General features: G+C 38.1%; 22 protein-coding genes. 1 reads left to right on the plus strand and 21 read right to left on the minus strand.

Translation table 11 applies throughout. The features are described 5' to 3' along the window. Window positions 1-2: 2 nt before the first annotated feature. From BTHG_RS03925 to BTHG_RS03980, 12 genes are all read right to left on the minus strand, one after another. Window positions 3-752, minus strand: a complete 750-nt coding sequence (locus tag BTHG_RS03925; RefSeq protein ID WP_010282563.1) for a Stp1/IreP family PP2C-type Ser/Thr phosphatase — start codon at window positions 750-752, stop codon at window positions 3-5. 5 nt (window positions 753-757) lie between these two features. Beyond that, complete coding sequence (gene rlmN / locus BTHG_RS03930; protein WP_010282565.1) at window positions 758-1,852, minus strand: 23S rRNA (adenine(2503)-C(2))-methyltransferase RlmN; 1,095 nt, start codon at window positions 1,850-1,852, stop codon at window positions 758-760. A gap of 5 nt (window positions 1,853-1,857) precedes the next feature. Beyond that, on the minus strand, window positions 1,858-3,201 hold the full coding sequence (gene rsmB, locus BTHG_RS03935; protein WP_010282568.1) for a 16S rRNA (cytosine(967)-C(5))-methyltransferase RsmB: 1,344 nt from the start codon (window positions 3,199-3,201) through the stop codon (window positions 1,858-1,860). Beyond that, window positions 3,191-4,141: a methionyl-tRNA formyltransferase gene (fmt, locus tag BTHG_RS03940; RefSeq protein ID WP_010282570.1), complete on the minus strand. Its 951-nt coding sequence runs from the start codon at window positions 4,139-4,141 to the stop codon at window positions 3,191-3,193. The genes rsmB and fmt overlap by 11 nt, the downstream gene beginning before the upstream one ends. An 8-nt stretch (window positions 4,142-4,149) precedes the next feature. Further along, window positions 4,150-4,623 carry a peptide deformylase gene (def, locus tag BTHG_RS03945; RefSeq protein WP_010282573.1) on the minus strand — a complete coding sequence of 158 codons (474 nt, stop codon included), beginning with the start codon at window positions 4,621-4,623 and terminating at the stop codon, window positions 4,150-4,152. A gap of 91 nt (window positions 4,624-4,714) precedes the next feature. Beyond that, the gene (gene priA, locus BTHG_RS03950; protein ID WP_010282575.1) at window positions 4,715-7,129 is read right to left on the minus strand and encodes a primosomal protein N'; all 2,415 of its coding nucleotides are present in this window, start codon (window positions 7,127-7,129) and stop codon (window positions 4,715-4,717) included. Further along, window positions 7,126-8,328: a bifunctional phosphopantothenoylcysteine decarboxylase/phosphopantothenate--cysteine ligase CoaBC gene (gene coaBC / locus BTHG_RS03955; protein ID WP_010282576.1), complete on the minus strand. Its 1,203-nt coding sequence runs from the start codon at window positions 8,326-8,328 to the stop codon at window positions 7,126-7,128. Before coaBC ends, priA begins: the two co-directional genes overlap by 4 nt. Before the next feature lie 178 nt (window positions 8,329-8,506). Then, complete coding sequence (gene rpoZ, locus BTHG_RS03960) at window positions 8,507-8,743, minus strand: DNA-directed RNA polymerase subunit omega (RefSeq protein WP_010282577.1); 237 nt, start codon at window positions 8,741-8,743, stop codon at window positions 8,507-8,509. Beyond that, on the minus strand, window positions 8,743-9,360 hold the full coding sequence (gmk, locus tag BTHG_RS03965) for a guanylate kinase (RefSeq protein ID WP_010282578.1): 618 nt from the start codon (window positions 9,358-9,360) through the stop codon (window positions 8,743-8,745). Before gmk ends, rpoZ begins: the two co-directional genes overlap by 1 nt. Before the next feature lie 12 nt (window positions 9,361-9,372). After that, window positions 9,373-9,636 carry an extracellular matrix/biofilm regulator RemA gene (remA, locus tag BTHG_RS03970; protein ID WP_010282579.1) on the minus strand — a complete coding sequence of 88 codons (264 nt, stop codon included), beginning with the start codon at window positions 9,634-9,636 and terminating at the stop codon, window positions 9,373-9,375. Window positions 9,637-9,696: 60 nt separating this feature from the next. Then, window positions 9,697-10,572 (minus strand): YicC/YloC family endoribonuclease, encoded by an 876-nt coding sequence (locus BTHG_RS03975; RefSeq protein ID WP_010282580.1) that lies wholly within the window; start codon window positions 10,570-10,572, stop codon window positions 9,697-9,699. A gap of 195 nt (window positions 10,573-10,767) precedes the next feature. Beyond that, on the minus strand, window positions 10,768-13,458 hold the full coding sequence (locus BTHG_RS03980) for a calcium-translocating P-type ATPase, SERCA-type (protein WP_010282582.1): 2,691 nt from the start codon (window positions 13,456-13,458) through the stop codon (window positions 10,768-10,770). A gap of 170 nt (window positions 13,459-13,628) precedes the next feature. Here BTHG_RS03980 and BTHG_RS03985 point away from each other — a divergent pair, with 170 nt between their 5' ends. Next, the gene (locus BTHG_RS03985; RefSeq protein ID WP_010282583.1) at window positions 13,629-15,338 is read left to right on the plus strand and encodes an Rqc2 family fibronectin-binding protein; all 1,710 of its coding nucleotides are present in this window, start codon (window positions 13,629-13,631) and stop codon (window positions 15,336-15,338) included. Between the two features lie 39 nt (window positions 15,339-15,377). On the opposite strand, the gene pyrE is transcribed toward BTHG_RS03985, so the two are convergent. The 9 genes from pyrE to BTHG_RS04030 form a co-directional block, all read right to left on the minus strand. Next, window positions 15,378-16,010 carry an orotate phosphoribosyltransferase gene (pyrE, locus tag BTHG_RS03990; RefSeq protein WP_010282585.1) on the minus strand — a complete coding sequence of 211 codons (633 nt, stop codon included), beginning with the start codon at window positions 16,008-16,010 and terminating at the stop codon, window positions 15,378-15,380. Further along, the gene (pyrF, locus tag BTHG_RS03995) at window positions 16,007-16,723 is read right to left on the minus strand and encodes an orotidine-5'-phosphate decarboxylase (RefSeq protein WP_010282586.1); all 717 of its coding nucleotides are present in this window, start codon (window positions 16,721-16,723) and stop codon (window positions 16,007-16,009) included. Before pyrF ends, pyrE begins: the two co-directional genes overlap by 4 nt. Next, window positions 16,723-17,634, minus strand: coding sequence for a dihydroorotate dehydrogenase (locus tag BTHG_RS04000; protein WP_010282588.1), 912 nt, complete (start codon window positions 17,632-17,634; stop codon window positions 16,723-16,725). The genes pyrF and BTHG_RS04000 overlap by 1 nt, the downstream gene beginning before the upstream one ends. After that, the gene (locus BTHG_RS04005; protein ID WP_010282590.1) at window positions 17,631-18,410 is read right to left on the minus strand and encodes a dihydroorotate dehydrogenase electron transfer subunit; all 780 of its coding nucleotides are present in this window, start codon (window positions 18,408-18,410) and stop codon (window positions 17,631-17,633) included. The genes BTHG_RS04000 and BTHG_RS04005 overlap by 4 nt, the downstream gene beginning before the upstream one ends. Next, window positions 18,407-21,619, minus strand: coding sequence for a carbamoyl-phosphate synthase large subunit (carB, locus tag BTHG_RS04010; RefSeq protein ID WP_010282595.1), 3,213 nt, complete (start codon window positions 21,617-21,619; stop codon window positions 18,407-18,409). The genes BTHG_RS04005 and carB overlap by 4 nt, the downstream gene beginning before the upstream one ends. After that, window positions 21,604-22,704: a carbamoyl phosphate synthase small subunit gene (locus BTHG_RS04015; protein ID WP_010282597.1), complete on the minus strand. Its 1,101-nt coding sequence runs from the start codon at window positions 22,702-22,704 to the stop codon at window positions 21,604-21,606. Before BTHG_RS04015 ends, carB begins: the two co-directional genes overlap by 16 nt. Next, complete coding sequence (locus BTHG_RS04020; protein WP_010282599.1) at window positions 22,701-23,987, minus strand: dihydroorotase; 1,287 nt, start codon at window positions 23,985-23,987, stop codon at window positions 22,701-22,703. The genes BTHG_RS04015 and BTHG_RS04020 overlap by 4 nt, the downstream gene beginning before the upstream one ends. Continuing rightward, window positions 23,984-24,886: an aspartate carbamoyltransferase catalytic subunit gene (locus tag BTHG_RS04025; protein ID WP_010282602.1), complete on the minus strand. Its 903-nt coding sequence runs from the start codon at window positions 24,884-24,886 to the stop codon at window positions 23,984-23,986. The genes BTHG_RS04020 and BTHG_RS04025 overlap by 4 nt, the downstream gene beginning before the upstream one ends. 296 nt (window positions 24,887-25,182) lie before the next feature. Beyond that, window positions 25,183-26,502, minus strand: coding sequence for a solute carrier family 23 protein (locus tag BTHG_RS04030; RefSeq protein ID WP_010282604.1), 1,320 nt, complete (start codon window positions 26,500-26,502; stop codon window positions 25,183-25,185). Window positions 26,503-26,639 lie beyond the last annotated feature (137 nt).

The raw sequence follows: 26,639 nt of genomic DNA on the forward strand, positions 1-26,639 counted from the left end.
GATTATTCGCCCTCACTTTCAGACGTGTAGTCGACGATTACTAATGTTATATTATCTTCTCCACCATTATCGTTGGCCAATTGGATAAGTTGTTCGCATCTATTTTCAATACTTTCGTCGCTTTCGAGTATACTTTTTAATTTATCTTCTGGGACTTTGTTAGATAAGCCGTCAGAACAAATTAAGAGCATATCCCCTTCGTCTAAAATAAGTGTTTTAAGGTCTATTTGCACATGTGTTTCGGTTCCTAATGCACGTAAAACAACATTTTTTCGCGGATGATGCTCTGCATCTTCTTTTGAAATATGACCGGACCGAACAAGTTCATTTACAAGGGAATGATCCTCTGTAATTTGTTGGAACCCATGACTATTTAGTACATAACATCTACTATCCCCAATATGTGCAACGGTTGAAAATAAATCTGTACAAATGGATGCAACAACTGTCGTTCCCATACCTTTGCATTCTTCATTTTCCTGTGAATGTTTATATAGGTTTGCATTTATTTTTAAAATATGTTCTTTCAACCATTCTTCTGCAGACTCAGATGTGGAGATTTTCTCAACTTGCTCCCAATAGGACTGTAGCTGTGATGTTGTCATACTACTCGCAACATCACCAGCTAAATGTCCTCCCATTCCATCAGCGACTACAGCTAATAATTGCCCAGCCTTATTTTGATAGACACCACAGCTATCTTCATTGATTTGCCTTACTTTTCCCCGGTTTGTCAAAAAGAACGACTTCATTTGTTTCACCTCGTCTCCTCTTTACGCTCCTTTGCACGTAATTGACCACAGGCAGCATCGATATCATGACCTTGCTCACGACGTATTGTCACATTTACACCATGTTTCTTTAATGTCTTTTCAAATTCAAAGATCTGTTCTCGCGGTGTTCGAACATAATCGCGTTCAGGAACATAATTAACTGGAATTAAATTCACATGACACTTAATTCCTTTTAATAGCTCTGCTAATTCTTCAGCATGTTCAACTTGATCGTTGACTCCGCCAAACAACCCATATTCAAAGCTAATTCTTCTCCCTGTTTTTTCAATATAATAACGTACAGCTTCCATTAAATCAGGTAATTTATATGCTCGATTTATCGGCATTAACCTACTTCTAATTTCTGTATTAGGTGCATGTAAAGAGATTGCAAAATTAATTTGTAATTGTTCATCGGCAAACTTATAGATTTTTGGAATGATTCCACTCGTTGAAACAGTAATATGACGGGCACCAATATTTAAGCCCTTATCATGGTTAATTATTTTTAGGAATGAAAGCATTTGATCATAATTATCAAACGGCTCACCAATCCCCATTATGACAAGATGGCTTACACGTTCACCGACCTCATCTAGTGCTTTTTGAACTTTTACAACTTGGGCAACAATTTCTCCAGCTTCTAAATTACGCTTAAGTCCCCCTAAAGTTGATGCACAGAAGGTACAACCGATGCGGCAACCGACCTGTGTTGTTACACAAATAGAGTTACCGTAGCTATGTCTCATGAGAACTGTTTCAATAGAATAACCATCATGAAGTTCAAATAAAAACTTCATTGTTCCGTCAGCTGAAGTTTGCTGGATGATCGTTTTAAGTGTCGTAATCGTAAAATGTTCAGCAAGCTTTTGTCTTAAATCATTAGATAGGTTGGTCATTTCATCGAATGTTGTAACCCGCTTTGAGTATAGCCATTCAAAAATCTGATTTCCTCGAAATTTCTTTTCTCCGTTTTCAACTAACCAGTTTTCAACTTCGGCTAATTGAAGCGAATAAATGGATGGTTTTGAATTTGGTAGGTTTTGTTTTTTTCTTCTTGTTGTTTGTACTTCTTCCAATTACATTACACCTGCTTTCTTAATCTTGCAATATAAAATCCGTCCGTTCCAAAATAATGTGGATAAAGCTGAAGCTGTCCATTTTTAATATATGGTTTCACTATTTCAGGCAGATAATTTTCAATTGTCTCATCTAATATAAAATCTTTATTCTGTTCTAGGAAGGTTTTGATTACACCTTCATTTTCTTCGTAATCTATTGTACATGTGCTATACACGAGTATACCATCTTTTTTTAATAAAGTTGAAACCTCTGTTAAAATGTCTAATTGTATTTTTGCTAGGCTTGAATTGTCTAGTGCCGATTTTGAATATTTAATATCTGGTTTTCTTCTTATTACTCCAAAGCCCGAACAAGGAGCGTCAACAAGAATTTTATCAAAGCTTTGCACCTCGAAGATTTCCCCTGCTTTTCGACTATCAAAAGCTTTTGTTTCAACATTTTCTAACCCTAATCGAGTTACTGCTTCATCAATTAATTTTATTTTATGTTTATGAAGGTCTAATGAAATTACTTTACCCGTGTTTTGTAAAATTTGCGCAATATGTGTTGTCTTTCCTCCGGGTGCTGCACAGCTATCAAGGACATAGTCATCTTTTTCTACACCGAGTGCTCTTGCAACAAGCATGGAACTTTCATCTTGGATGGTAAAATAACCTTCCTTAAATGCTTTTGTATTTGCAAGATTTCCGCGAATAGCCTTTATCGCATCAATAGAAACGCTACCTACTTCCGTTTCAACTCCATCCTCGTTTAACATGTGAATAAGCTCTTCTCTTGTTGTTTTCATTCCATTAACACGAGCAGTCTGTTCTGGTGGAGTACAATTTACTTCACACATTTTCCGTGTTTCTTCGATTCCTATTTGCTTTACCCAACGCGTTACTAGCCAGTTCGGGTGACTTGTTTCAATGGCTATTCTTTCCACTTCATCTTTAATTTGCTCTAACGAAGGCAAGCCGTTGCGTTGGATTGAACGTAATACTCCATTTACAAGTGAAGCAGTACCTTTATGGCCTCTCTTTTTTGCAATTTCTACTGCCTCAAAAAAGATGGCTCTTTCTGGTACTCTGTCCAAGTAAACCATTTGATAAAGAGAGAGTCTTAATAATACTTTCACCCATAACTCAAGCTTTTTAGTATTTTTTAGGAAAGGTGTTAAATAAAAATCCAAGGTATCACGTTGTTGGATTGTTCCATATACAATCTCTGTTAGCAAACCAACGTCTTTTCCCTTAACCTCGTGTTTTTTAATCATCTGGTTTAAAAGAATATTACTATAAGCCTGATTTTTTTCAATTTGTAGTAATATTTCAAGTGCAACGCTTCGTACATTATTACTTGTCATTGTTGTCTCCTAACTGAGTTCCTACTTGTATGTTCGCCCCCAATAGGAATTGCTCTGCACTCATCTTTTTCTTTCCGGCAAGCTGAAGTTGGGTGATTTTAATAAAAGTAGTATTCCCAGTCGAAACAATAAACCCATCTTTTTCAATTGAGACAATCGTCCCGCATTTTTCAGGAGTGGATGAAGGCACCTTTTGGCCCCACCAAATTTTCATTACTTCACCACTTAACGTGGTGTATGCTACAGGCCATGGATGGAGACCACGAATCTGGTTATAAATATCCTCCCCATTTTTTGCCCAGTCAATTTTTTCTTGTTCACGTTTAATGTTTGATGCGAAGGTTGCCTTAGAATCATCCTGTTTTATCGGTGTAATTTTATTTGCTAAAAGTAGTGGAATTGTCTCTGATAAGAGCTTTGAACCAGCCACACTTAATTTATCATGTAAAGATCCAACATGATCATTTTCTAAAATTGGAATTTCCACTTGAGTTAAAATATCTCCCGCATCTAGCTTTTCAACCATATACATGATGGTGACACCTGTTTTTTTCTTTCCTTGAAGGATAGAAGAATGAATCGGTGCCCCACCTCTTAACTCTGGAAGTAATGATGCGTGAACATTAATACAACCAAATTTAGGAGCTTCCAGTAATTCTTTTGGAAGAATCTGTCCAAATGCAGCAGTTATGATTAAATCAGGTTGATAACTTAAAACTTTTTCAATTTCTTCTTTTTCTCTAATTTTATTTGGCTGCAGGACAGGGATATTATGTTTTAATGCCTCCACCTTAACAGGTGGTGGGGTTAACAATCTTTTTCTTCCAACTGGCCTGTCTGGCTGAGTAACAACAGCTACAACCTCATACCCATCCTCAATGATTTGTCGTAAAACAGGTACTGAAAAGTCAGGGGTACCCATAAATACAATTCGTTCCATATCATTACCTACCCTTCAATTTCTCCTTCTTCATAGAAACGATTCACCTTTGAAGTAAATAAAACACCATGCAGGTGATCGATTTCATGCTGAATCGCACGGGCTAAGAATTCTCTAGCCTCAATTATATACGTTTTCCCTCTGCGGTTTTGCGCTCTTACCTTTACATAATCATTTCGTGTTACTTCACCAAAAAGGCCCGGAAAACTGAGACAGCCTTCTGGACCCACCTGTTCACCCCTGCTCTCTAGTATAACTGGATTAATAAGTTCAATAAGCCCACTCTCGTCTCCTATATCAACGATTGCGATTTGTTTTGCAATTCCAACCTGAGGGGCAGCTAAGCCAACACCGTCCGCCTCGAGCATTGTATCATTCATATCTTTCACTAATTTTGATAGTTTTCGGTCAAATGTTGTCACCTTTTCACATTCAACTTCAAGTATTTCATTTGGATATTTAACAATTGGTAATACTGACAAAGAAGTTCCTCCATGACAAGTTTTTATATATTTCGTTCAAAGTCCACTTTTCGCTTTTCTATCAGTCTCTCTCTTTTTTCGAAACTTTAAACTACATCATAATATATGGGTTTAAGTCAATTGATAAAGTAAGCGAGTTTTGTGAAATTTCTCTTTGATAACGGTCCAATATTCCTTTTAAAAGCTTATTTAAATTTGGCTCATTTTTGTATTTTATCATGCATTGGTATCGATATCTATTATTAATCCTTGCAATTGGTGATGTAACCGGTCCTAAAATGATGGATTGATTTGATAAAGATCTTCGTAAATAGATTGCAATTTTCTCAGCTACATCTACTGTCTTCGTTAACTCAGGATGTGTGACAGTTATTAATGCAAGATAATAAAATGGTGGATACGCATGTGCTTTTCTAATTTTCATTTCATTTTGATAGAAGCCATCAAAGTTATGCCGACTTGCGAGCTCGATACTGTAATGCTCAGGTGTATAGCTTTGAATCACGACTTCACCAGGCAGTTGATGACGTCCAGCTCTTCCACTAACCTGTGTTAGAAGCTGAAATGTTTTTTCTGAAGATCGAAAATCAGGTAAGTTAAGCATTGTGTCTGCCGTTAGAACACCAACTAATGTGACATTAGGAAAATCCAGCCCTTTAGCAATCATTTGTGTTCCTAACAAAATATCTGCCTTTCCCTCACCGAATTCCCTCAATAATTTCTCATGTGCACCTTTTCGACTTGTTGTATCAACGTCCATTCGAATTACCTTAGCCTCCGGTAAAACCTTTGCGAGCTCTTCTTCCACCTTTTGCGTTCCAGTCCCAAAGAAACGAATATGCTCACTTCCACATTCGGTACATGTATTTGGCATAAATGTTTCATATCCACAATAATGGCATTTTAACCGGTGATGTGGTCTGTGATATGTCAAAGAAATATCACAATGTGGGCAATTTGCTACATATCCACAATCCCTGCACATCACAAAGGAAGAGTGGCCACGTTTATTTAAAAATAAAACAGACTGCTCTTTCCGTTCAAGTCGCTCAGTTAACTTTTCAAATAAGGTGCTCGAAAACATCGAGCGATTTCCATTTCGCAATTCCTCACGCATATCAACAATCTCAACTGTTGGTAAAGGTCTGTTATTAACTCGTTCCTTCAATGTTAGTAATTCATAGACATTCTTTGAGGCTCGTGCGAATGATTCGAGGGTAGGTGTAGCACTTCCTAAAATAACTGGAGCGTCATGCAACTGGCCACGAAAAATGGCTACATCTCTCGCATGATATCTCGGATTGTCTTCCTGTTTGTAGCTTGATTCATGTTCTTCATCAATTATAATAATCCCAATGTTCTCAAATGGAGCAAAGATAGCAGATCTTGCACCAACTACTACACTTACTTCCTTACGATAAATTTTTCGCCACTCATCGTATTTCTCACCAATTCCAAGCCCGCTATGCATTACTGCTACTCTGGAACCAAACCGCCCCTTGAATCGACTTACCATTTGTGGGGTGAGCGAAATTTCAGGAACTAAAACAATGGCTTCTTTGCCCTTTTTTAAAACAGCATCAATCGCTTGCATATAAACTTCAGTCTTTCCGCTACCTGTTACACCATACATTAAAAACACCTTATGGATAACATCCTCAATTGAATCAAGAATAGGGGAAATCGCGTTTTGTTGCTCTGTAGTTAAAGGCATTGGTGAAGTTTGTGCAAAATGCCTATCCGCGTATGGATCACGGTAAACCTCAACATTTCGCTCGATTAGCAGACCTTTTTTTACCATTGTTCGAATCGTGCTGTCGGTTACACCTACCTCCTGCAAAAGTTCCTTCAATAGAATTGGTTTATTATCTTCCAGAAAAAATTCAAGCACCTCTTTTTGTTTTTTTGCAGTTGCAGGTAGCTCTTCCATTATTTTCTCTGTTTCTTCTATTGAATGATGAAGATGAACCTGTTTCAAGGTTTTCTTATTGCTACGATTTTTTACAATATAGACAACTTCAAGAAGCCCTTTTTTAATATCCTTTTGGTAAATATTCAACAAATCGTTTTCCACTGCATCTTCCCAGCTAATTACATCGTGTTTTTCAAATGAAGCTTGGATGGCCGGCTCTAATTCACTTCTTTTGGATGGCTCTAGCAGCCGTATTTCTTTTTCATATTTGGCTCGCATTGCTGATGGTAGCATCGCTTGCAATGCAGAAATTGTAAAACAAAGTGTTTTTTCTGTTAACCACTCCCCGATGTGGAGGAGCTCCTCGTTTAGGGCTGGTGTAAGGTCAAGCAAAGAATGGATTTCCTTTAGCTTATTCACTTCGCCCTTTTCCGATAAACTCATAACGAAGCCTTGAACTTTACGAGGACCAAATGGGACAACAACTCTCATTCCTGGTACAACAATGTCACTCCATTTATCAGGAACGATATAATCAAATGGTTTATCAGTTTGCATTGCAGGAACATCGACGATTACGCTTGCGATATTCATTTATTCTCGCCATCCATAATTTGTTTTACTTCTTGAAGTATCGCCTTTGAAACTTCAAACTTTGTCATCATCGGCAAATTTTTATGAGTCCCATCTTTTTTATAAATCGTTACAAGGTTTGTATCTGTACCAAACCCTGCTCCCTGTGTCGTCACATTATTCGCAACAATCATGTCAAGATTTTTCGATGCAAGTTTTTGTTTTGCATATTCATCAATATTGTCCGTTTCAGCAGCAAACCCTATTAAAAATTGATGTTCCTTTTGTTCACCTAATGTTTTTAGTATATCTGTAGTTCGCTCGAGTTCTAGTACGAGTTCGCCTGATTTCTTTTTCATTTTACCTTCATATACCTGTTTTGGACGATAATCGGCAACAGCTGCAGATTTAATTACGATATCACTTTGTTTATAAAACGTCATGACCTGTCTAAACATTTCTTCCGCAGACTCAACAGGAATGAGTTTTACATTTGGAGGTACCGGAAGATTAGTTGGGCCAGAAATCAAAGTTACTTCTGCACCAGCTTTACTCGCAGCTTCTGCAAGTGCATAGCCCATTTTTCCGGTTGAACGATTTGTAAAAAAACGAACAGGATCAAGTTTCTCCCGAGTCGGGCCAGCTGTAATTAAGACTGTTTTGTTATGTAGTAATCTCGGCTCAGTAAAATGACTAGTTATCAAGTCAACAATTTTTTCAGGTTCTTCCAAACGACCTTTGCCTACATAGCCACATGCTAAATATCCCTCAGATGGTTCAATAAATTGATATCCATCCCTTGCTAAAATGTCAATATTGCGTTTTACAGCAGGATGGTCGTACATATGGACATTCATCGCCGGAGCAATCCAAACAGGAGCCGTTGTAGCAAGCAATGTAGTTGTAATCATGTTGTCTGCAATTCCATTTGCAAGTTTTCCAATCGAATTTGCTGTTGCTGGTGCAACAACAACTAAGTCAGCCCAATCAGCTAGATTGATATGTGCAATAACTTCCGGGTTTTTTTCATCGAATGTATCAAAGTACACATCATTACGTGAGAGAGCTTGGAATGTTAATGGATTAACAAATTTCATTGCAGATTCACTCATGATTACTTTCACGTCAGCACCCGCTTGGGTTAGCTTACTAGTTAAAGCAGCAGCTTTGTAAACAGCAATACCACCGCTCACACAAAGCAATATTTTTTTATTAAGCATTTGAATCCCCCTTTATAGAAAAATCAAAGTGCCTCGCTCAGCCTCGACAAGCATTAAACGAACATTTCCTCATAATCCTGACTTCAGAGGATTTTGCTTATGTGATCGAGGGGCTAGGAGCTTTGGCTAGACATTACTTAAAAAAATAACAACCTACATGAGAGGTTGTTATTTTTGGTTATTCATTAGTAGTTGTTGGTGTTGTATCAACATCCGTTTTCTTATCAGTTGAATAATAAAGTAGACCAGCATCTATTTCTTCTAATGCTTTCCCAACTGATTTAAAGGATACAGGCTTCTGTACCATTCCATCATTTTTCTCTTGCATTACTCTTGCTCTTTTCGCAGCAACAGTTACAAGTGTGTATTTTGAATTCAATTTGTTTAATAATGAGTCAATAGATGGATTTAACATTAAAAATCTCCCTCCAGCATTTGTTTGTATCGTCTTGCAACACGGTCACGTCGACAATGCTCAGCAGTGACGATTGCATTAATCCGGTCGCAAGCTAGCTCTACTTGATCATTTTCTACTACATAATCATAAGCGTCCATCATTTCAATTTCTTCTTTTGCAACCTTCATTCTGTTAAGAATTAAATCATCAGTTTCAGTACCCCTCGTAACGATTCTGTTCTTTAATTCCTTCAGACTTGGTGGAGCTAAGAAAATGAATAAACCATCTGGGAACGCATTTCTTACTTGAAGTGCTCCTTGTACTTCGATTTCTAGAAATACATCTTTTCCTTCTTGTAACGTTGATTCTACATAGTCAATTGGGGTTCCATAATAGTTCCCGACATATTCTGCCCATTCAAGAAGTTTGTTTTTTTCAATTAGCTCTTCAAATTCTTCTCTAGATTTAAAAAAGTAGTCAACTCCATCCACTTCTCCTTCGCGAGGTTTCCTCGTTGTCATTGAGATAGAGTATTGAAATTTTGTATTAGGCTGGGAAAAAATTGCTTTTCGGACAGTTCCTTTTCCAACACCAGATGGACCTGATAAAACAATAAGTAATCCTCTTTCTTTCATTCGTTTTAAACCCTACCCTTCGTCTGTTAGCTCATCTTCTTTTGATAGTCTTTGTGCAACCGTCTCTGGCTGGACTGCCGATAAAATAATATGGTCACTATCCATTATCATAACTGCACGTGTCCTTCTGCCATATGTAGCATCAATAAGCATCCCACGGTCACGAGCATCTTGAATAATTCGTTTAATCGGAGCAGATTCGGGACTAACAATTGAAATAATTCTGTTGGCCGAGACAATATTCCCGAATCCGATATTTATTAATTTAATTTGCACTTAATCTCCCCCAATATATACCCCTCTATTTTTGCCGCGAAAATGGCTTTATAATCAAGCTTATTCAATATTTTGAACTTGCTCTTTTATTTTCTCTAGTAAGCTTTTCATTTCAACCACATGCTTTGCTATAGCAGGGTCGTTTGCTTTTGAGCCGATTGTATTGGTTTCCCTATTCATTTCCTGAACGATAAAATCAAGTTTTCTACCAATTGGTTCATTTGCTTGAACAGTTTCCCTAAATTGCCCGATATGGCTTGCGAGTCTAGTTAGTTCTTCACTGATATCAGCTTTTTCCGCAAATAAAGCAACCTCTGTGAGAATTCGATTTTCATCAAATTCATTACCCACATATTCCTTGATTCTTTTTTCGATACGGTCACGATAAAGTGTAACTACTTTCGGTGCATATTTTTTGATTATATGTACGTTTTCTTCAACTTCGTCAAGAAAAAGGAAAATGTCATCAATTAATTTCTTCCCTTCAACTTCCCTCATTTGTTTCAATTGGCGTGCCGCGCTATGAATTACTTCTAGTACGGCTGATTCAATCTCTTTATTTTCCAATTCCTTTTCTTCAATGGAGAGAATATTTTCATTTGAAAGGAGCTGCTGAGTTGTGATTTGATCGGTAAGCTGATACTTTTCTTGGATTTGTTTTGTAGACGCAACAAGACTATCTAATAATTCCCAGTCAATGGAGAGAGTTTTCGAAACAAGTCCTTCGCCTTCAATTGTAAGAAATACTTCAACACGACCTCTTTTTACGTACTCTACTATTGCTTTTTTTATTTTATCCTCAAGAAACAGTAATTGTCTAGGTAATCTTATATTGATTTCACAAAATCGATGGTTTACAGATTTAAGTTCTGCATGAACGTAAGTTGCGTTTGATTCCTTTTCGGCACGTCCAAAACCTGTCATACTTGCTATCATCATATCACTTCCAATCTAACATAACAGGTATATCTATATTATGATTTAAATGGGTAAATGCAATATTTATTTTACCATTGTTTTCTCAAATCGAATAGTTTCCTAATGATTTCATTCCAAAGTAAAAAAGGTAATAGAGTATTTACTCCATTACCTCATCAATTATAACATAGTTTTATATCTAAATTCCAAGTCTTATGCACGAGCTGTGGATCGTTTGTTTGTAAATAAAGCCCCCGCTAAGAGGAATGTTGGAATTGCGGACATTCCAATTACTAAAAGCCAATCTCTTGGTGCAATTGCATATGTTTTGAAAACTGGTTGAAGTGGCGGATAGTAAATAACGATTAACATTAAAAGAATAGATGAGATAACCGCCCAAACTAAATACATATTTTGAAATGGGTTTCGATGAAAAATAGAACGTTCACTTCGGCAATCAAACACATGGATCAACTGAGCCATGACAAGTGTTGCAAACGCGATTGTTTGAGCATAACCTAAATTGTTGGGATCTCGATGATACACAACCATAAAGGCAGCTAAGGTCGCAATACCAATCAAGAATCCACGGCTAATAATTTTCCAACCCAAGCCTCTTGCAAATACGCCTTCTTTCGGATGACGAGGGCCATGCTTCATTAAATTGCCCTCTGGTTGGTCGAGTCCTAATGCCATTGCTGGTAAACCATCTGTTACCAAGTTGACCCAAAGGATTTGAATCGGCACGAGTGGAAGTGGAAGTCCCATTAACATCGCAAAAAGCATTACTAGAATTTCACCGACATTGGATGCCAATAAATAACGGATAAACTTTCTAATATTTTCATAGATGTTTCGACCTTCTTTGATGGCGGCTTTTATTGTTGCAAAGTTGTCATCAAGCAATATTAATGATGATGCTTCTTTCGCTACATCAGTTCCAGTAATTCCCATCGCAATCCCGATATCTGATGCTTTAATTGCTGGAGCATCGTTTACACCATCACCAGTCATCGCAACGATATGCCCCCTACTTTGAAGTGCCTTAACGATTTTCAGCTTGTGTTCAGGTGATACCCTTGCATATACATAAACATCATCGACGATTTCTTCTAGCTCTTCTACATCCATTTTTGAAAGAGCATAACCGTCTAACACTTTACCACCTCGTGGTAAAATACCAAGTTGTGTAGCGATTGCTTTTGCTGTAATGAGATGGTCTCCAGTAATCATGATTGTCTTAATACCCGCATCTTTACATTCTTTAACAGCGTCTTTGACTTCAGGTCTTGGCGGGTCAATCATTCCTTGTATCCCAATAAATGTTAATTCACTTTCTGCTTCACGTTCTGAAACTATCTTTTGATTAGGTCTTAAAGGTTTAAAACCAACCGCAATCGTGCGAAGTGCATCCGAAGCTAAGCCTTCAATTGCATCCTTTATATTATTCTCGTACTCTACTGATAATGGCTGTTGTCTATTATCCCAAAGAACAGATTTACTTACTCCTAGTAACACATCTGGTGCACCTTTTGTAACAACAAACTGATTTCCAGATTGATCTTTTACAATGACACTCATCATTTTTCTTGCAGAATCAAATGGAAACTCTTCTACAATTTCAAATTGCTCTGCCAATAATTCATTTGTAAGTCCTGCTTTAATACCTGCTACAAGAAGAGCGCCTTCTGTTGGATCTCCGTCAAGAACCATTGTCTTATCCTTTTGCTTTAATGATGCATTATTGCATAAAACCCCAAATGTTAATAACTGCTGCAATGTTTTATGATCAGATGGTTTAATTTCTTTTTCACCTGAGAAAAATTTACCCTCTACATCATAGCCCGTACCTGAAACAGACCATGTTTTACCGCCAGACCATAGATGTGTAACTGTCATTTTATTTTGAGTCATTGTTCCTGTTTTATCTGAGCAAATAACCGATGCACAGCCTAGCGTTTCAACAGCAGGTAAACGTCGAACAATCGCATTCTTCTTGATCATCCTTTGAACACCTAGGGAAAGTGCGACTGTAACAATTGCTGGCAGACCTTCTGGTATTGCAGCAACTGCCAATGAAACACCCGCTAGGAACATTTCATATACTTCATGTCCATTTATAACACCTACAACAACAACTAAGAGTGTTAAAAATAGGGCAACTGTTATTAGAACTTTACCCAATTGCTCTAATCTTCTTTGCAAAGGTGTAATCATTGTTTCAGCTGATTGAAGGAGTTCCGCAATTTGGCCCATTGCTGTATTCATTCCAGTTCCTACTACGATTCCAACTCCACTACCTCTCGTCACCATTGTACCCATAAAGCCCATATTTTCTTGGTCACCAAGTGAAACATCATCATCACGAATTGGGTCAATATGCTTAGTAACAGGTACGGATTCACCTGTTAGTGCAGATTCTTCAATCTCTAAGCTTTTTACGTCTATTAAACGTACGTCCGCCCCAATTCGATCGCCACTTGTGAATTTAATAATATCGCCTACAACAAGTTCTTTTGAGAGAATGCGAACCCATTCATTATTTCGATAAACATTCACCTGTGGTGCAGAAAGCTCTTTTAAAGCTTGAAGTGATTTTTCTGCTTTTCGCTCTTGAAAAAAACCTAAAAACCCGTTGATTAAAACAATTGCCATAATTGCAATGGCATCAATGTATTCCCCTAACAACCCGGAAATTAGAGTTGCGGCAAGTAATACAAGGACCATGAAGTCCTTAAATTGGGCTAAAAACAACAAAAGTGCTGAAGGGCGTTCGGCTTCCTTCAATTCATTATATCCAAATTGCTTTTGTCGCTGTTTTACTTCTTGGTCGGAAAGACCACTAGAAAGGCTTGTATTAACTTTTTTTTCGACCTCTTCTGATCTAAGCTCATACCACTTCATCCGTCTTTTACACACCCCTCACAATAAATCTGTTATCTCTATGAAAGCTTATTCAGTCTCGTCCCAAAAAATGCTATACTTTTTCTAAGCTACCTATTTATTGGTACAATAAGATTGAATTGATTTAGAAGACAATTCTCTTCTATAGATATGGAAAAGAGGAAACACGTATGACATTCGATGGAATATTCACGCATGCAATTGCGAATGAATTAAAACAAACACTCGAAAGTGGCAGAATATCAAAGATCTATCAACCATATAAAAATGAATTAATTTTTCAGATTCGTTCAAATGGTAAGAATCACAAACTTTTGCTTTCTGCACATCCTAGTTACGCTCGCATCCATCTGACAAATGAATTATATGATAATCCGCATGAACCACCGATGTTCTGTATGCTACTTCGCAAACATCTTGAGGGAAGTATTATTGAGGCAATTCGTCAGGTTGATAAGGACAGAATCATTATTTTTGATATAAAAGGTCGGAATGAGCTTGGAGATGTCTCTTATAAGCAACTAATCATTGAAATTATGGGTAGACATAGTAACATCATTTTAGTTGATACGGAAAAACAAACGATACTAGACAGCATTAAGCATATTTCACCAGCAGTTAACCGTCATCGCACTGTTTTACCGGGATATATGTATGTTTCACCACCTGCTCAGGATAAGATAGATCCTTTTACTGTTGATGAAGAAACATTCCTGAAAAAAATCGACTTTAATGCCGGTCGATTAGATCAGCAAATCGTAAATAAATTTTCAGGTATCTCCCCTTTATTTGCAAAGGAAGTTGTATATCGGTCTGGAATAGCTAATCGAAAATCGCTACCAGGTCCATTTTTAACAATGATTAATACGGTAATGGAAAATAAAATTACCCCGCAAATTATATCGAAAGGTCAAAAGGATTATTTCTATATCCTCCCTTTACAACATATCGGTGGTGAAAGTAGAGAATTCACCTCTATTAGTGAAATGCTTGATCGTTTCTACTTTGGTAAAGCGGAAAGAGACCGAGTGAAGCAACAAGGAAATGATTTAGAACGATTTATCGTGAATGAGAAAACGAAAAATGAGAAAAAAATTAAAAAGCTCGAAGCAACTTTAGTAGAATCGGAAAAAGCAGAAAAATATAAGTTATTTGGAGAACTTTTAACAGCAAATATGTACGCAATGACCAGAGGAGACAAAGAGATTGAAGTGTTAAATTATTATTCCGATGAAAATGAGAAGCTGAAAATTTCTTTAAATCCACAAAAAACGCCATCTGAAAATGCACAAAGCTACTTTTCAAAGTACCAGAAGGCAAAGAATGCTGTCGCATATGTGGAACATGAAATCGAGAAAGCTAATGAAGAAATTGCCTATTTTGACTCACTACTTCAACAAATCGAGTCTGCTGCGCCAAAGGATTTACAAGAAATTCGCGAAGAGCTCATGGAGGAAGGCTATCTCAAAAACAAGCAGCGTAAAGGGAATAAGAAAATGAAGCCTACGAAACCTTCCATTGAGCGCTATGTAGCAAGTGATGGAACAGAAATCCTTGTCGGTAAAAATAATAAACAAAATGATTATGTAACAAATAAACTAGCTGCAAGAGATGATATTTGGCTCCATACAAAGGACATACCCGGTTCACACGTAATTATTAGGAGCAAACAGCCATCAAGCGAAACAATACTAGAGGCTGCGACTATTGCTGCTTATTTCAGTAAGGCAAAAAACTCATCCTCCGTACCGGTTGATTATACATTGGTGCGTCATGTAAAAAAACCGAATGGTTCAAAGCCTGGCTTTGTCATCTATGACAACCAACAGACTGTATATGTCACACCAGAAGAAGATTTAATAGTAAAACTAAGAAGATAATCACTAAAAAAACCCTAGGAATCCTAGGGTTTTTAACTTTTATGCTTTGGCAGTATCCCATTCAACTGGATTTTTCCTCCAGCTTTGAAGGCTCTCAATATCATTTTCCGTTACAACACTTTTTTCTAAAGCCACTTCAATTAATGTTGGGTAATCCGTTAATGTGTGCGCGGATATATTTGCAGCTTCTAAGCTAGCTGCCGCAGCCGGAAGTTGATAAGAGAAGATTGCCACGATTCCCAATACATCGCATCCTGCTTCACGCAGGGCTTCAACAGCAGTAATCGCACTACCACCTGTTGAAATAAGATCTTCAATCACCACTACTTTTTGTCCCTTTACCACTTTACCTTCAATTTGATTTCCCTTACCATGTGCTTTTGCTTTACTACGCACGTAACACATTGGTAAATGTAAAACATCACTTACCCATGCAGCATGAGGAATACCTGCAGTCGCAGTTCCTGCTATCACCTCTGCTTCAGGATAATGTGTCGTAATTAATTCAGATAATCCCTTCGCAATTTCCGTACGAACCTGTGGGAAAGAAAGTGTCATTCTGTTGTCACAATAAATAGGAGATTTTAATCCTGAAGACCATGTAAATGGATTATTGGGCTGTAAAAATACTGCCCCAATTTCCAATAAATGTCCAGCTATATCTTTACTCATACTCGTACCCCTTCCCATGATGCTTTCATTTGGTTATATGTGTGTAATGGGTTATTCGCTCGTGTGATTGATCGACCAACTACGATTGCGGTTGATCCTAATTCTCGTGCCTTCTCAGGTGTAACAACTCGTGCTTGATCGAAGACATCATCACCCGGCTGACGAATACCTGGTGTTACAGTCATAAATTTATTGCCTACCTTACTGTTGATTACTGGAACTTCAAGAGAGGAGCAGACAACACCATCTAAGCCGCTATTTTTTGTCAATGTTGCATATTCGACTACAACATCAAGTAAATTTCGCTCAATCAGCAATTCCCTTCTCATAACTTCCTCTGTTGTACTCGTAAGCTGTGTTACAGCAATACACTTTGGCCTTGTTTGCCCCATCGCTGTACCTGCCTCCAGTCCCTCACGAGCAGCTACCATCATTTCATATCCACCAGCAGCATGAACATTGACTAAATCAACACCTAGCCCTGCAAGACGTTTCATAGCAGAATAGACAGTGTTAGGAATATCATGAAGTTTTAAATCTAGGAAAATGGAGTGGCCTTGCTCTTTTAAAAAACGTATGACCGATGGACCTTCTTGATAAAATAATTCCATTCCAACCTTTACGAAAAGCTTTTCCCCCGCGAATTCCTTTAGAAAACCTTTAGTATCTAGTAAATTAGGAAAATCTAGAGCAATAATTAGTGGTCGTTGCATTACATCCAGCTCCTTCCTTGGCATTCGGAAATATGCTCAAATCCATATTTATCTAGTAATCTTGGAAGATCATCAATAATTGTAGGACATACATATGGATCAACAAAGTTCGCTGTACCAACTGCAACAGCACTTGCACCAGCATAAAAATATTCGAGTACATCTTCTGCTGTTTGAATTCCTCCCATTCCAATGATAGGAATTGCCACTGCCTGACTTACTTCATGAATCATTCGTATTGCAACAGGCTTAATTGCTGGACCTGATAAACCACCCGTTTTATTCGCTAATATCGGATTTCCAGTTTTCAAATCAATCCGCATTCCAATTAATGTATTGATCATTGTCAAACCATCTGCACCCGCTTCTTCAATTGCTTTCGCCATTTCTACAATATTCGAAACATTCGGAGATAGTTTTACGTATACAGGCACGCTTGAAACCTCTTTTACATATCTCGTAAGCTCTGCTGCAACTTCAGGGATTGTACCGAATGCAATACCGCCTGTTTTAACATTAGGGCAAGAAATATTTAACTCTAGTGCATGAACATTAGGTGCTTTGGAAATTTCCTTCGCTACCTCGACATAATCTTCAATTTGCGAACCAGCGACATTAGCAATAATCGGCACATCGAATTTTTCAAGCCATGGTAGTTCTTCAGATATCACTTTCTTTAATCCAGGATTTTGTAGGCCGATTGCATTCAACATACCGGCACTTGTTTCGGCAACACGTGGAGTTGGGTTACCGAATCTTGGCTTAGCAGTTGTAGCCTTAATCATAATTGCACCTAACTGGCTTAGATCATAAAATTGCGAGTATTCTTTTCCGAAACCAAAACAACCGGATGCTGGCATGATTGGATTTTTAAGTGATAAACCTGGTAATTCAACTTGAAGTCTGTTCATAATACCACCTCTCCAACCTTAAATACAGGGCCATCACTGCAAACCTTTTTATAGGAAGACCCTTCGGGATCATTTTGCAGATGACATACACACGCAAAACATGCTCCAATCCCACAGCCCATTCTTTCTTCTAATGAAATATATACGTTTCGGTTGTGATAAGCATTTTCTATTGCCTTAAGCATCGGTGTTGGTCCACATGAATAAAGCGTATCAAAAGTAATTCCGTAATTTTTAATTACATCTGTTACAAAACCTTGCGTTCCAACTGAACCATCGACTGTTGCAATATACGTTTTGCCTAACTCTTTAAATTTTTCTTCATAAAAAACAGCAGATATTGTTTGAAATCCAAGGACATGTATAACTTTTACACCTTTTGCTACCAGTTGCTTTGATAATTCATATAGCGGCGGGACTCCAATTCCTCCACCAACAAGCAATGCTATTTCCCCGTTACGGACTTCATCTACAGGAAACCCGTTCCCAAGAGGACCTAAGACATCTACTGATTGATCGGTATTTTTTTCAGAAAGGACTCGAGTGCCGAGCCCTTCCTTTCGGTAAATCAGTGTACATTCTCGGTTTTCATGGTTGATATTTGCTATACTGATTGGTCTTCGTAATAATGGATCAATCCCATCACTTACTTTTATATGGACAAATTGTCCTGGCTGACCCATCTTATTAACCAATTCTCCAGTTAATGTAAGTTCAAAAATATCCTCAGCAATGCGAATATGGCTTACAATCTTCATTTGTTCCTTTTTAATCATGAGTGTACCACCTCACGCGTTTGCACGTGAGAACCCATTGATTCGCTTGAGAACGTCATTGATTCCAAAACTTTTACGATTGCTTTAGCTGTGTCTAATGAGGTTAAACATGCAACTCCATTTTCAACTGTTTCACGACGAATTCTGAATCCGTCTCTTGCAGGTTGCTTTCCTTTTGTTAATGTGTTGATAACAAATTGTGCTTTTCCTTGTCGGATAACATCTATAAGATTTGGTGTTTCCGAACCAATTTTATTGACAACCGTCACAGGGATGTTTGCCTTTTGTAAGTAGCTAGCCGTTCCGCTTGTTGCTAGTAGTTGATAGCCAATCATATGGAATCGTTTTGCGATTTCTAGTGCTTCTTCCTTGTCTTTATCGGCTACAGTGAGTAACACTGATCCATATTTTGGTATTGTGATTCCTGAAGCAACAAGACCCTTATACAATGCTTTTTCCAATGTATAGTCTTTGCCCATTACTTCCCCGGTAGATTTCATTTCAGGTCCGAGAGAAATGTCAACATTACGAAGTTTAGCAAACGAGAAGACCGGAACCTTCACATATACGCCTTCACTTACTGGGTGTAATCCTGTTGTATATCCCAACGAAGGTAAAGAGTGTCCAAGAATTACTTTTGTCGCAATATTCGCCATTGGTACACCAGTAATTTTACTTAAAAATGGTACTGTACGACTTGAGCGAGGATTTACCTCGATAACAAATACTTCTTCGTTATAGACAACAAATTGAATGTTTAGTAGACCGATAATGTTTAATCCTTTTGCAAGCGCAATTGTATGGTCAATAATCTGTTGTTTTACATGCTTTGATAAAGTTTGTGGTGGGTATACGGCAATTGAGTCACCTGAGTGAACTCCTGCTCGTTCAATATGCTCCATAATTCCAGGAATATATACTGTTTCTCCATCAGAAATTGCGTCAACTTCAATCTCTTTACCAGTTAAATATCGATCAATAAGAACCGGATGCTGAGGATTTATTTTCACCGCATTTTCCATATAGTGAAGAAGTTCTTCTGTTTGGTAAACAATCTCCATTGCTCTTCCACCTAATACATAAGAAGGTCTTACAAGCACTGGGTACCCAATTGCTTCTGCAATACCGACTGCTTCTTTTACAGATGTTGCAGTTTTCCCTTTTGGCTGTGGAATTCTGAGAGAAAGAACTGTTTGCTCAAATTTATCTCTGTTTTCAGCACGGTCTAAATCTTCTAATGATGTACCTAGAATCTTTACGCCGCGCTCATCTAATGCACTTGCTAAATTGATAGCTGTTTGACCACCAAACTGGACAACTACCCCTTCCGGTTGTTCAAGGTCAATAATATGCATGACATCTTCAATTGTTAGAGGTTCAAAATAAAGCTTATCAGAAATACTGAAATCCGTAGACACTGTTTCAGGGTTGTTGTTAATGATAATAGCTTCGTAGCCTGCTTGTTTGATTGCCCACACTGAATGAACTGTCGCATAATCAAACTCAACTCCCTGTCCAATACGGATTGGACCTGAACCAAGGACGATAACACTCTTACGGTCAGTGACAATTGATTCATTTTCTTCTGCATATGTTCCGTAGTAATAAGGAGTTGCAGACTCAAATTCAGCCGCACATGTATCCACCATTTTATAAACTGGAACAATTCCTGCTTGTTTACGAGTTTCATAAATTTCCATTTCTGTTTTATTCCAAAGCTTTGCTATCATGTCATCAGCAAAGCCTCTTTTTTTGGCAAGCTGTAATGTCTCTATATCACCAATGTTATTGCGTAACTTGTTTTCGAGTGTAATAATATTTTCGAACTTTTGAAGGAAGAATAAATCAATTTCACTCCATTCATGAATTTGTTCGATTGTAATACCCCTTCTAATTGCTTCAGCAAGATAGAATAAACGCTCGTCACCCGCTTTTCGAATTCGTTTTTCAATCGTCTTGTTATCTACATCTTTAGCATCTTGAAGCTCTACATGGTATACACCTGCTTCAAGAGAACGAACAGCTTTCAAGATTGATTCCTCAAAATTTCTACCGATTGCCATGACTTCACCAGTTGCTTTCATTTGTGTTCCAAGTCTTCGATTGGCTGACTCAAACTTATCAAATGGCCAACGTGGAATTTTTGTCACAATGTAATCAAGAGCAGGTTCAAAGGAAGCATACGTTTTTCCTGTAACCGGGTTAATCATTTCATCAAGTGTTAACCCCACTGCTATTTTTGCTGCAAGCTTCGCAATCGGATATCCGGTAGCTTTAGATGCTAATGCCGATGAACGGCTGACACGTGGATTAACCTCGATAATATAGTAGTTGAAACTATGTGGATCCAGAGCCAACTGAACATTACATCCACCTTCAATACCAAGGGCACGAATGATTTTTAAGGATGTATTCCGCAATAACTGATATTCACGGTCACTTAATGTTTGACTTGGTGCAACAACGATTGAATCACCTGTGTGTATTCCAACTGGGTCAATGTTTTCCATGTTACAAACAACAATTGCAGTGTCTGCAGAATCACGCATTACTTCATACTCAATTTCTTTAAACCCGGCTATACTTTTTTCTAATAGACATTGTGTAACAGGACTATTTTTTAAACCACTTGTTACAATTTCAATTAACTCTTCTTCATTGTTACAAATACCACCACCAGTACCTCCTAGTGTGAAGGCTGGTCTTACAATTACAGGATAACCCACTTTTTCAACAAATCCATATGCTTCTTCTAAGTTGTGGATGATATCACTTTCAGGGACAGGTTCATTAAGTTCATTCATTAAACTACGGAATAAATCACGATCTTCCGCTTTTTCAATCGCTGAAAGTGTAGTCCCGAGAATCTTAACGTCACATTCGTCTAATACACCAGATTTAGAAAGCTCTACTGCCATATTCAAACCAGTTTGCCCACCAAGCGTTGGAAGGATGGCATCTGGTCTTTCTTTTCGGATAATTTTACTAACAAATTCTAACGTTAGGGGCTCAATATAAACTTTATCTGCAATTTCAACATCTGTCATAATTGTTGCCGGATTAGAGTTAACCAATATTACCTTATAGCCCTCTTCTCGTAAGGCTAAGCAGGCTTGTGTGCCAGCATAATCAAATTCCGCTGCTTGCCCAATTATGATTGGACCTGATCCGATTACTAGTATGGTGTTGATATCTAAGCGTTTTGGCATAGCTCTTCCCCTTCTTTCTTGAAGTTTTCAATCATCTGTAAAAAGTCGTTAAATAAGCTATTTGCATCCTCTGGTCCAGGGGAAGCTTCTGGATGATATTGAACAGTAAAAGCTGGGTAATCAAGATGGCGAAGTCCTTCTACCGTTCCATCATTAAGTGCTATATGTGTGACTTCTAATCTAGTAGATACTAATGATTCTTCTTTTACTGTATACCCATGGTTTTGAGAAGTAATGGCAACCTTTCCAGATTCTAGATGTTTTACAGGATGGTTGGATCCTCGATGTCCAAATTTCATTTTTTCTGTGTCTGCCCCACCTGCTAAAGCGAATAATTGATGGCCTAAACAAATTCCAAATAGTGGAACCTTACCTAAAATCCCATTTATCATCGCAATCGATTCTGGTACATCCTTTGGATCCCCCGGTCCATTACTTAACATGATTCCATCAGGGTTTAAACGTAGAATTTCTTCAGCAGTCACATTGTATGGAACCACAATTACATCACAGTCACGATTGTTTAATTCTCGTAAAATTCCATGTTTCATTCCGAAATCAACTAATACTACCCGATGACTTCTACCTGGACTTGGGTAAGAGCCTTTTGTTGATACCTGTTTCACTTGGTCAGTAGGTAATGCTTGAGATTTAAGTTTCTGAATAACTTCATTTACATTGACATCCATTCCACAAATGGCACCTTTTAATGTACCGTGTTGGCGGATAATTCTCGTAAGCTTTCTTGTATCAATTCCTGCAAGACCTGGAATGTCTTTTGATTTGAAATAGTCGTGAAGACTAAATTGGCTTCTGAAATTCGATGGATGATTGCACACTTCATTCACAATAAAACCGCTAATAGCTGGGGTGATTGATTCAAAATCATCTCTATTTATGCCATAGTTCCCAATTAAGGGATATGTTAAAGTTACAATTTGACCGCAATAGGATGGGTCAGATAAAATTTCTTGATAACCTGTCATTCCCGTGTTAAAAACAACCTCACCAATTGTTCCTTGTACACTTCCAAATCCTTCACCAACCATAATCGTTCCATCTTCTAAAATTAGCTGTCGCTTCACGCTAAAACACTTCCTTTCTGCCATACAATGCTGCCATTTACGATTGTCATGACTGGCCACCCTTTACATTCCCAGCCAGCAAACGGTGTATTTTTACCTTTTGAAACAAAGTTTTCAATGTTGATTTTTTCTTTTGCATTCAAATCAATTACTGTTAAATCAGCAATTTTCCCAACTTCTAAGCTTCCAGTTGATAACTTAAAAGTGTTTGCTGGCTTGCTAGTTAAGAAATCTACTAATTGTTTTAATGAAATTATATTTGTTTCCACAAAATGTGTATAAAGGAGTGGGAATGCTGTCTCTAACCCAACAATTCCAAATGGTGCTAGTGCCATTCCTTGTTCTTTTTCTTCACTTGCATGTGGAGCGTGATCGGTTGCAATGAAATCGATGGTTCCATCAAGAAGTCCTTCGATAAGTGCGTTTAAATCTTCCTTACCACGTAATGGAGGATTCATTTTATAATTTGTATCTAGTCCTGGAATGTCCTCTTCACATAGTAATAAATGATGTGGAGTAACCTCTGCTGTTACATGGATGCCAGCACGCTTTGCATCTCTGATTACACGAACAGATTCCTTTGTACTTACGTGGCATACATGGTAGTGACAACCTGTAGCTTCAGCTAATAAAACGTCCCGTGCGATATGTACAGACTCGCATACAGAAGGAATTCCATTGATTCCGTGCTTCTTTGAAAACTCACCTTCATGAACAGCACCCTTATTGATAAGTGTATTTTCTTCACAATGGGCAACGATTGGCATATCAATTGCTGCTGCCTTTTTCATTGCTTCAAGCATCATGGCCGCTGATTGGATTCCAACACCGTCATCTGTGAATGCGAATGCTCCTGCTTCCTTTAAACCTTTCATGTCAGTAAGCTCTTGACCAAGCTCACGAATTGAGATGGACGCATAAGGAAGGACATGCACATGAGCTGTATCTTTAATTCTTTGTTGCAGCCAGTTCATTTGATTCACTGTATCTGGGACTGGTCTTGTATTAGGCATTGCACAAATTGTAGTAAATCCACCCTTTGCTGCTGCAAGACTACCAGTTTCGATTGTTTCCTTATGTTCTCCACCTGGCTCACGAAGGTGGACATGGACATCAACGAATCCAGCTGAAACAAACATCCCGTCTACATCAATTACCTCACAATTTATTTGATCTAGATTTTCACCAATCGCTTCAATTATCCCTTCCGCTATTTTAATATCTACAGTTACGAATTCACCTTGTTCATTAAGAATTTTTGCATTTTTAAGCAATGTGCTCATATTAAAATTCCCCCTTCAACCTGCTGTAACACTCTTTTTAGAACTGCCATTCTTACAAACACGCCATTTTCCATCTGTTTAAAAATTCTAGAATTCTGCGCTTCCACTAATTCACTTGCCATTTCAACACCACGATTAATTGGCGCTGGATGCATAATAATGCTTCCTTTTTTCATATTTTTTCCTCGCATTAGGGTGAGGCCATATTGTTCATGGTATTCTTCTTTCGTTAACCCCATCGAGGATTCGTGACGCTCGTGCTGAATTCGAAGGAGCATTACGACATCAGCTTCTTTCAGACCCTGATCAAGGTTTACATATGAACCATATGGATTTAATTTATCCTGCCATTCTAATGGAGCCGAAAATTGAACATTTGCTCCCAGTCTTGTTAATACTTGTGCATTGGATCTTGCTACTCTGCTATGGCGAATGTCGCCGACAATTAGTACATTTAAGTCTTTGAATCTAGAAAACTCTTGTTTAATGGTTAATAAATCAAGGAGAGATTGTGTAGGATGATGACCACATCCATCACCTGCATTAATGATGGGAATAGTAATGCCATCTTTTAGTTCGTTGAAATATTCATCCTTTGGATGGCGAATCACGACCGCATTTGCCCCGATTGATTGAAGCGTCTTTACTGTATCATAAAGGCTTTCTCCTTTTTGAACACTAGAAGTCATAGCCTCTAAGTGCAACACATCTGCACCTAATCTCTTTTCAGCTACCTCAAAGCTAAAGCGTGTACGAGTACTAGGCTCAAAGAAAAGATTCGCAACAAATGTTTGTTTTTCTAGCTTCCACATGCTTCCTTCTGAAAACAGCCTCGCATCAAAAAGAATACGGTCAATATCTTCTATGCTTAATTCGGTCATTGTGAGTAAATGATTCATTTTCTCTCCTCCTAATCGAAAAGCGCAAGGCGACCGCCTTTCGGCGAAAAGCATAAGCTGAGCAATGACAGAAGGTGCATTTCACCTTCCGAAGTGATTAGCTTATGACCTCCAGCCGATGTCGCCTGGTGCTAGACATCAAATTTTTCTTATTGTGAAAAAAAACACCCTTACCTCAATAGGTAAGGGTGTAAGAACAAGATTTTGGTCAAAAAAGAGTACAAGTAAGCTACCCCTTTTTCGCAAAAACTTTACACCCTTGTTAACCTCTCTGGGTTATTTTAAAAGGTGATACATTATGCAACAGAGTTATTATCATCTTCAAGATGATTCTCATATATATCTTCGTCTTCTTTAACTTCTCCACCTGGAAGAATTAAGTTAAGTAATACACCTACAATAGCAGCTAATGCCATGCCGTGTACTTCAAAACCTAATACTCGGATAAATGCTCCACCGATTCCAATCACAAGGATGACTGAGGAAATCACTAGGTTTCTGTTTTCGCCTAGGTCGACCTTGCTATCAACTAGCATTCGCAAACCAGATGAAGCGATGATGCCGAACAAAAGGATTGAGACACCACCCATAACTGGAGTTGGAATCGAACCAATCAAGGCGTTAATTTTTCCGCTAAACCCAAAGACAATGGCGACTACTGCTGCACCACCGATTACATACACACTAAAGATTCGAGTAATAGCTAACACGCCAATATTTTCGCCGTATGTTGTATTTGGTGGGCCACCAAGAAGTGATGCAATCATCGTTGCTACTCCGTCTCCCATAATGGAACGATGTAAACCTGGCTGTTTAATTAAGTCTTTTTGAACAACCTTACTTAACACCATTTGATGTCCAATGTGCTCAGAAAGAGTTACGACTGCAACTGGTACGATTAAGGCAATCATGTCCATTGAAAAATGTGGCGTGTATGAAACAAATGGAATGATAAAATCTGGCCATTCAAAAAATTTTGCTTGTGTTACTGCTGTAAAATCAACTAATCCCATCGCTAATGCATAAACATATCCACCAATGATCCCGATTAGTACTGGAATTAGGTTTAAGAAGCCTTTAAAAAAGATTGTTGCGATGATGACAATCGCCAATGTAACTAAAGCCACTGAGAAATGTTTCAGACTATATGCTCCACTTGGGTCATTCATAGCCATTCCCACTGCTGTACCTGCTAGGCTCAAGCCAATTACAATGATAACAGGTCCCACTACGACTGGTGGTAAAATGCGTACTAACCACCTATGGCCAGTTACTTTAATTAACAAAGCTACAACTCCATATACGAAACCTGCTAGTAAACTCGCCATCATTGCAGCACCAGGGCCGTCAGCGGCGATGGCTGTTTGGAGTGGGATTATAAAAGCAAAGGATGATCCTAAATAAGCAGGGACCTGACCCTTTGTAATAAGTAGAAATGCTAGTGTACCTAACCCACTGGAAATGAGGGCTACACCAGGGCTAATACCGACTAAATATGGTACAAGGATTGTTGCACCGAACATGGCAAATAAGTGCTGCAGGCTTAGGATTGCGAAGAGGCCTGCCGATGGTTTTTCATTTATACCCAAAACAATCTTTTGGCTATTATTACTCATTACTTTTTCCTCCTCATTCTTAAGATACCCTAAAACAAAAAATCTTTGTGTTTTTTACACAAAGAGGTACACAAATCCCTTTCGTTTTGAGAAGGAATGTTTACCCCTTTGTTAGCCTCTCTGGACTACATTAAAGG

The organism is Bacillus timonensis (assembly GCF_000285535.1).
In the GTDB taxonomy this organism is placed as follows: domain Bacteria; phylum Bacillota; class Bacilli; order Bacillales; family Bacillaceae_L; genus Ferdinandcohnia; species Ferdinandcohnia timonensis.

Excerpts from the sequence above, each read along its gene's own strand:
- BTHG_RS03925 (WP_010282563.1), bottom strand. The coding sequence starts at position 752 with ATGAAGTCGTTCTTTTTGACAAACCGGGGAAAAGTAAGGCAAATCAAT.
- rsmB (WP_010282568.1), bottom strand. The coding sequence starts at position 3,201 with ATGACAAGTAATAATGTACGAAGCGTTGCACTTGAAATATTACTACAA.
- fmt (WP_010282570.1), bottom strand. The coding sequence starts at position 4,141 with ATGGAACGAATTGTATTTATGGGTACCCCTGACTTTTCAGTACCTGTT.
- priA (WP_010282575.1), bottom strand. The coding sequence starts at position 7,129 with ATGAATATCGCAAGCGTAATCGTCGATGTTCCTGCAATGCAAACTGAT.
- coaBC (WP_010282576.1), bottom strand. The coding sequence starts at position 8,328 with ATGCTTAATAAAAAAATATTGCTTTGTGTGAGCGGTGGTATTGCTGTT.
- rpoZ (WP_010282577.1), bottom strand. The coding sequence starts at position 8,743 with ATGTTAAATCCATCTATTGACTCATTATTAAACAAATTGAATTCAAAA.
- gmk (WP_010282578.1), bottom strand. The coding sequence starts at position 9,360 with ATGAAAGAAAGAGGATTACTTATTGTTTTATCAGGTCCATCTGGTGTT.
- BTHG_RS03975 (WP_010282580.1), bottom strand. The coding sequence starts at position 10,572 with ATGATAGCAAGTATGACAGGTTTTGGACGTGCCGAAAAGGAATCAAAC.
- BTHG_RS03980 (WP_010282582.1), bottom strand. The coding sequence starts at position 13,458 with ATGAAGTGGTATGAGCTTAGATCAGAAGAGGTCGAAAAAAAAGTTAAT.
- BTHG_RS03985 (WP_010282583.1), top strand. The coding sequence starts at position 13,629 with ATGACATTCGATGGAATATTCACGCATGCAATTGCGAATGAATTAAAA.
- pyrE (WP_010282585.1), bottom strand. The coding sequence starts at position 16,010 with ATGAGTAAAGATATAGCTGGACATTTATTGGAAATTGGGGCAGTATTT.
- pyrF (WP_010282586.1), bottom strand. The coding sequence starts at position 16,723 with ATGCAACGACCACTAATTATTGCTCTAGATTTTCCTAATTTACTAGAT.
- BTHG_RS04000 (WP_010282588.1), bottom strand. The coding sequence starts at position 17,634 with ATGAACAGACTTCAAGTTGAATTACCAGGTTTATCACTTAAAAATCCA.
- BTHG_RS04005 (WP_010282590.1), bottom strand. The coding sequence starts at position 18,410 with ATGATTAAAAAGGAACAAATGAAGATTGTAAGCCATATTCGCATTGCT.
- carB (WP_010282595.1), bottom strand. The coding sequence starts at position 21,619 with ATGCCAAAACGCTTAGATATCAACACCATACTAGTAATCGGATCAGGT.
- BTHG_RS04020 (WP_010282599.1), bottom strand. The coding sequence starts at position 23,987 with ATGAGCACATTGCTTAAAAATGCAAAAATTCTTAATGAACAAGGTGAA.
- BTHG_RS04025 (WP_010282602.1), bottom strand. The coding sequence starts at position 24,886 with ATGAATCATTTACTCACAATGACCGAATTAAGCATAGAAGATATTGAC.
- BTHG_RS04030 (WP_010282604.1), bottom strand. The coding sequence starts at position 26,502 with ATGAGTAATAATAGCCAAAAGATTGTTTTGGGTATAAATGAAAAACCA.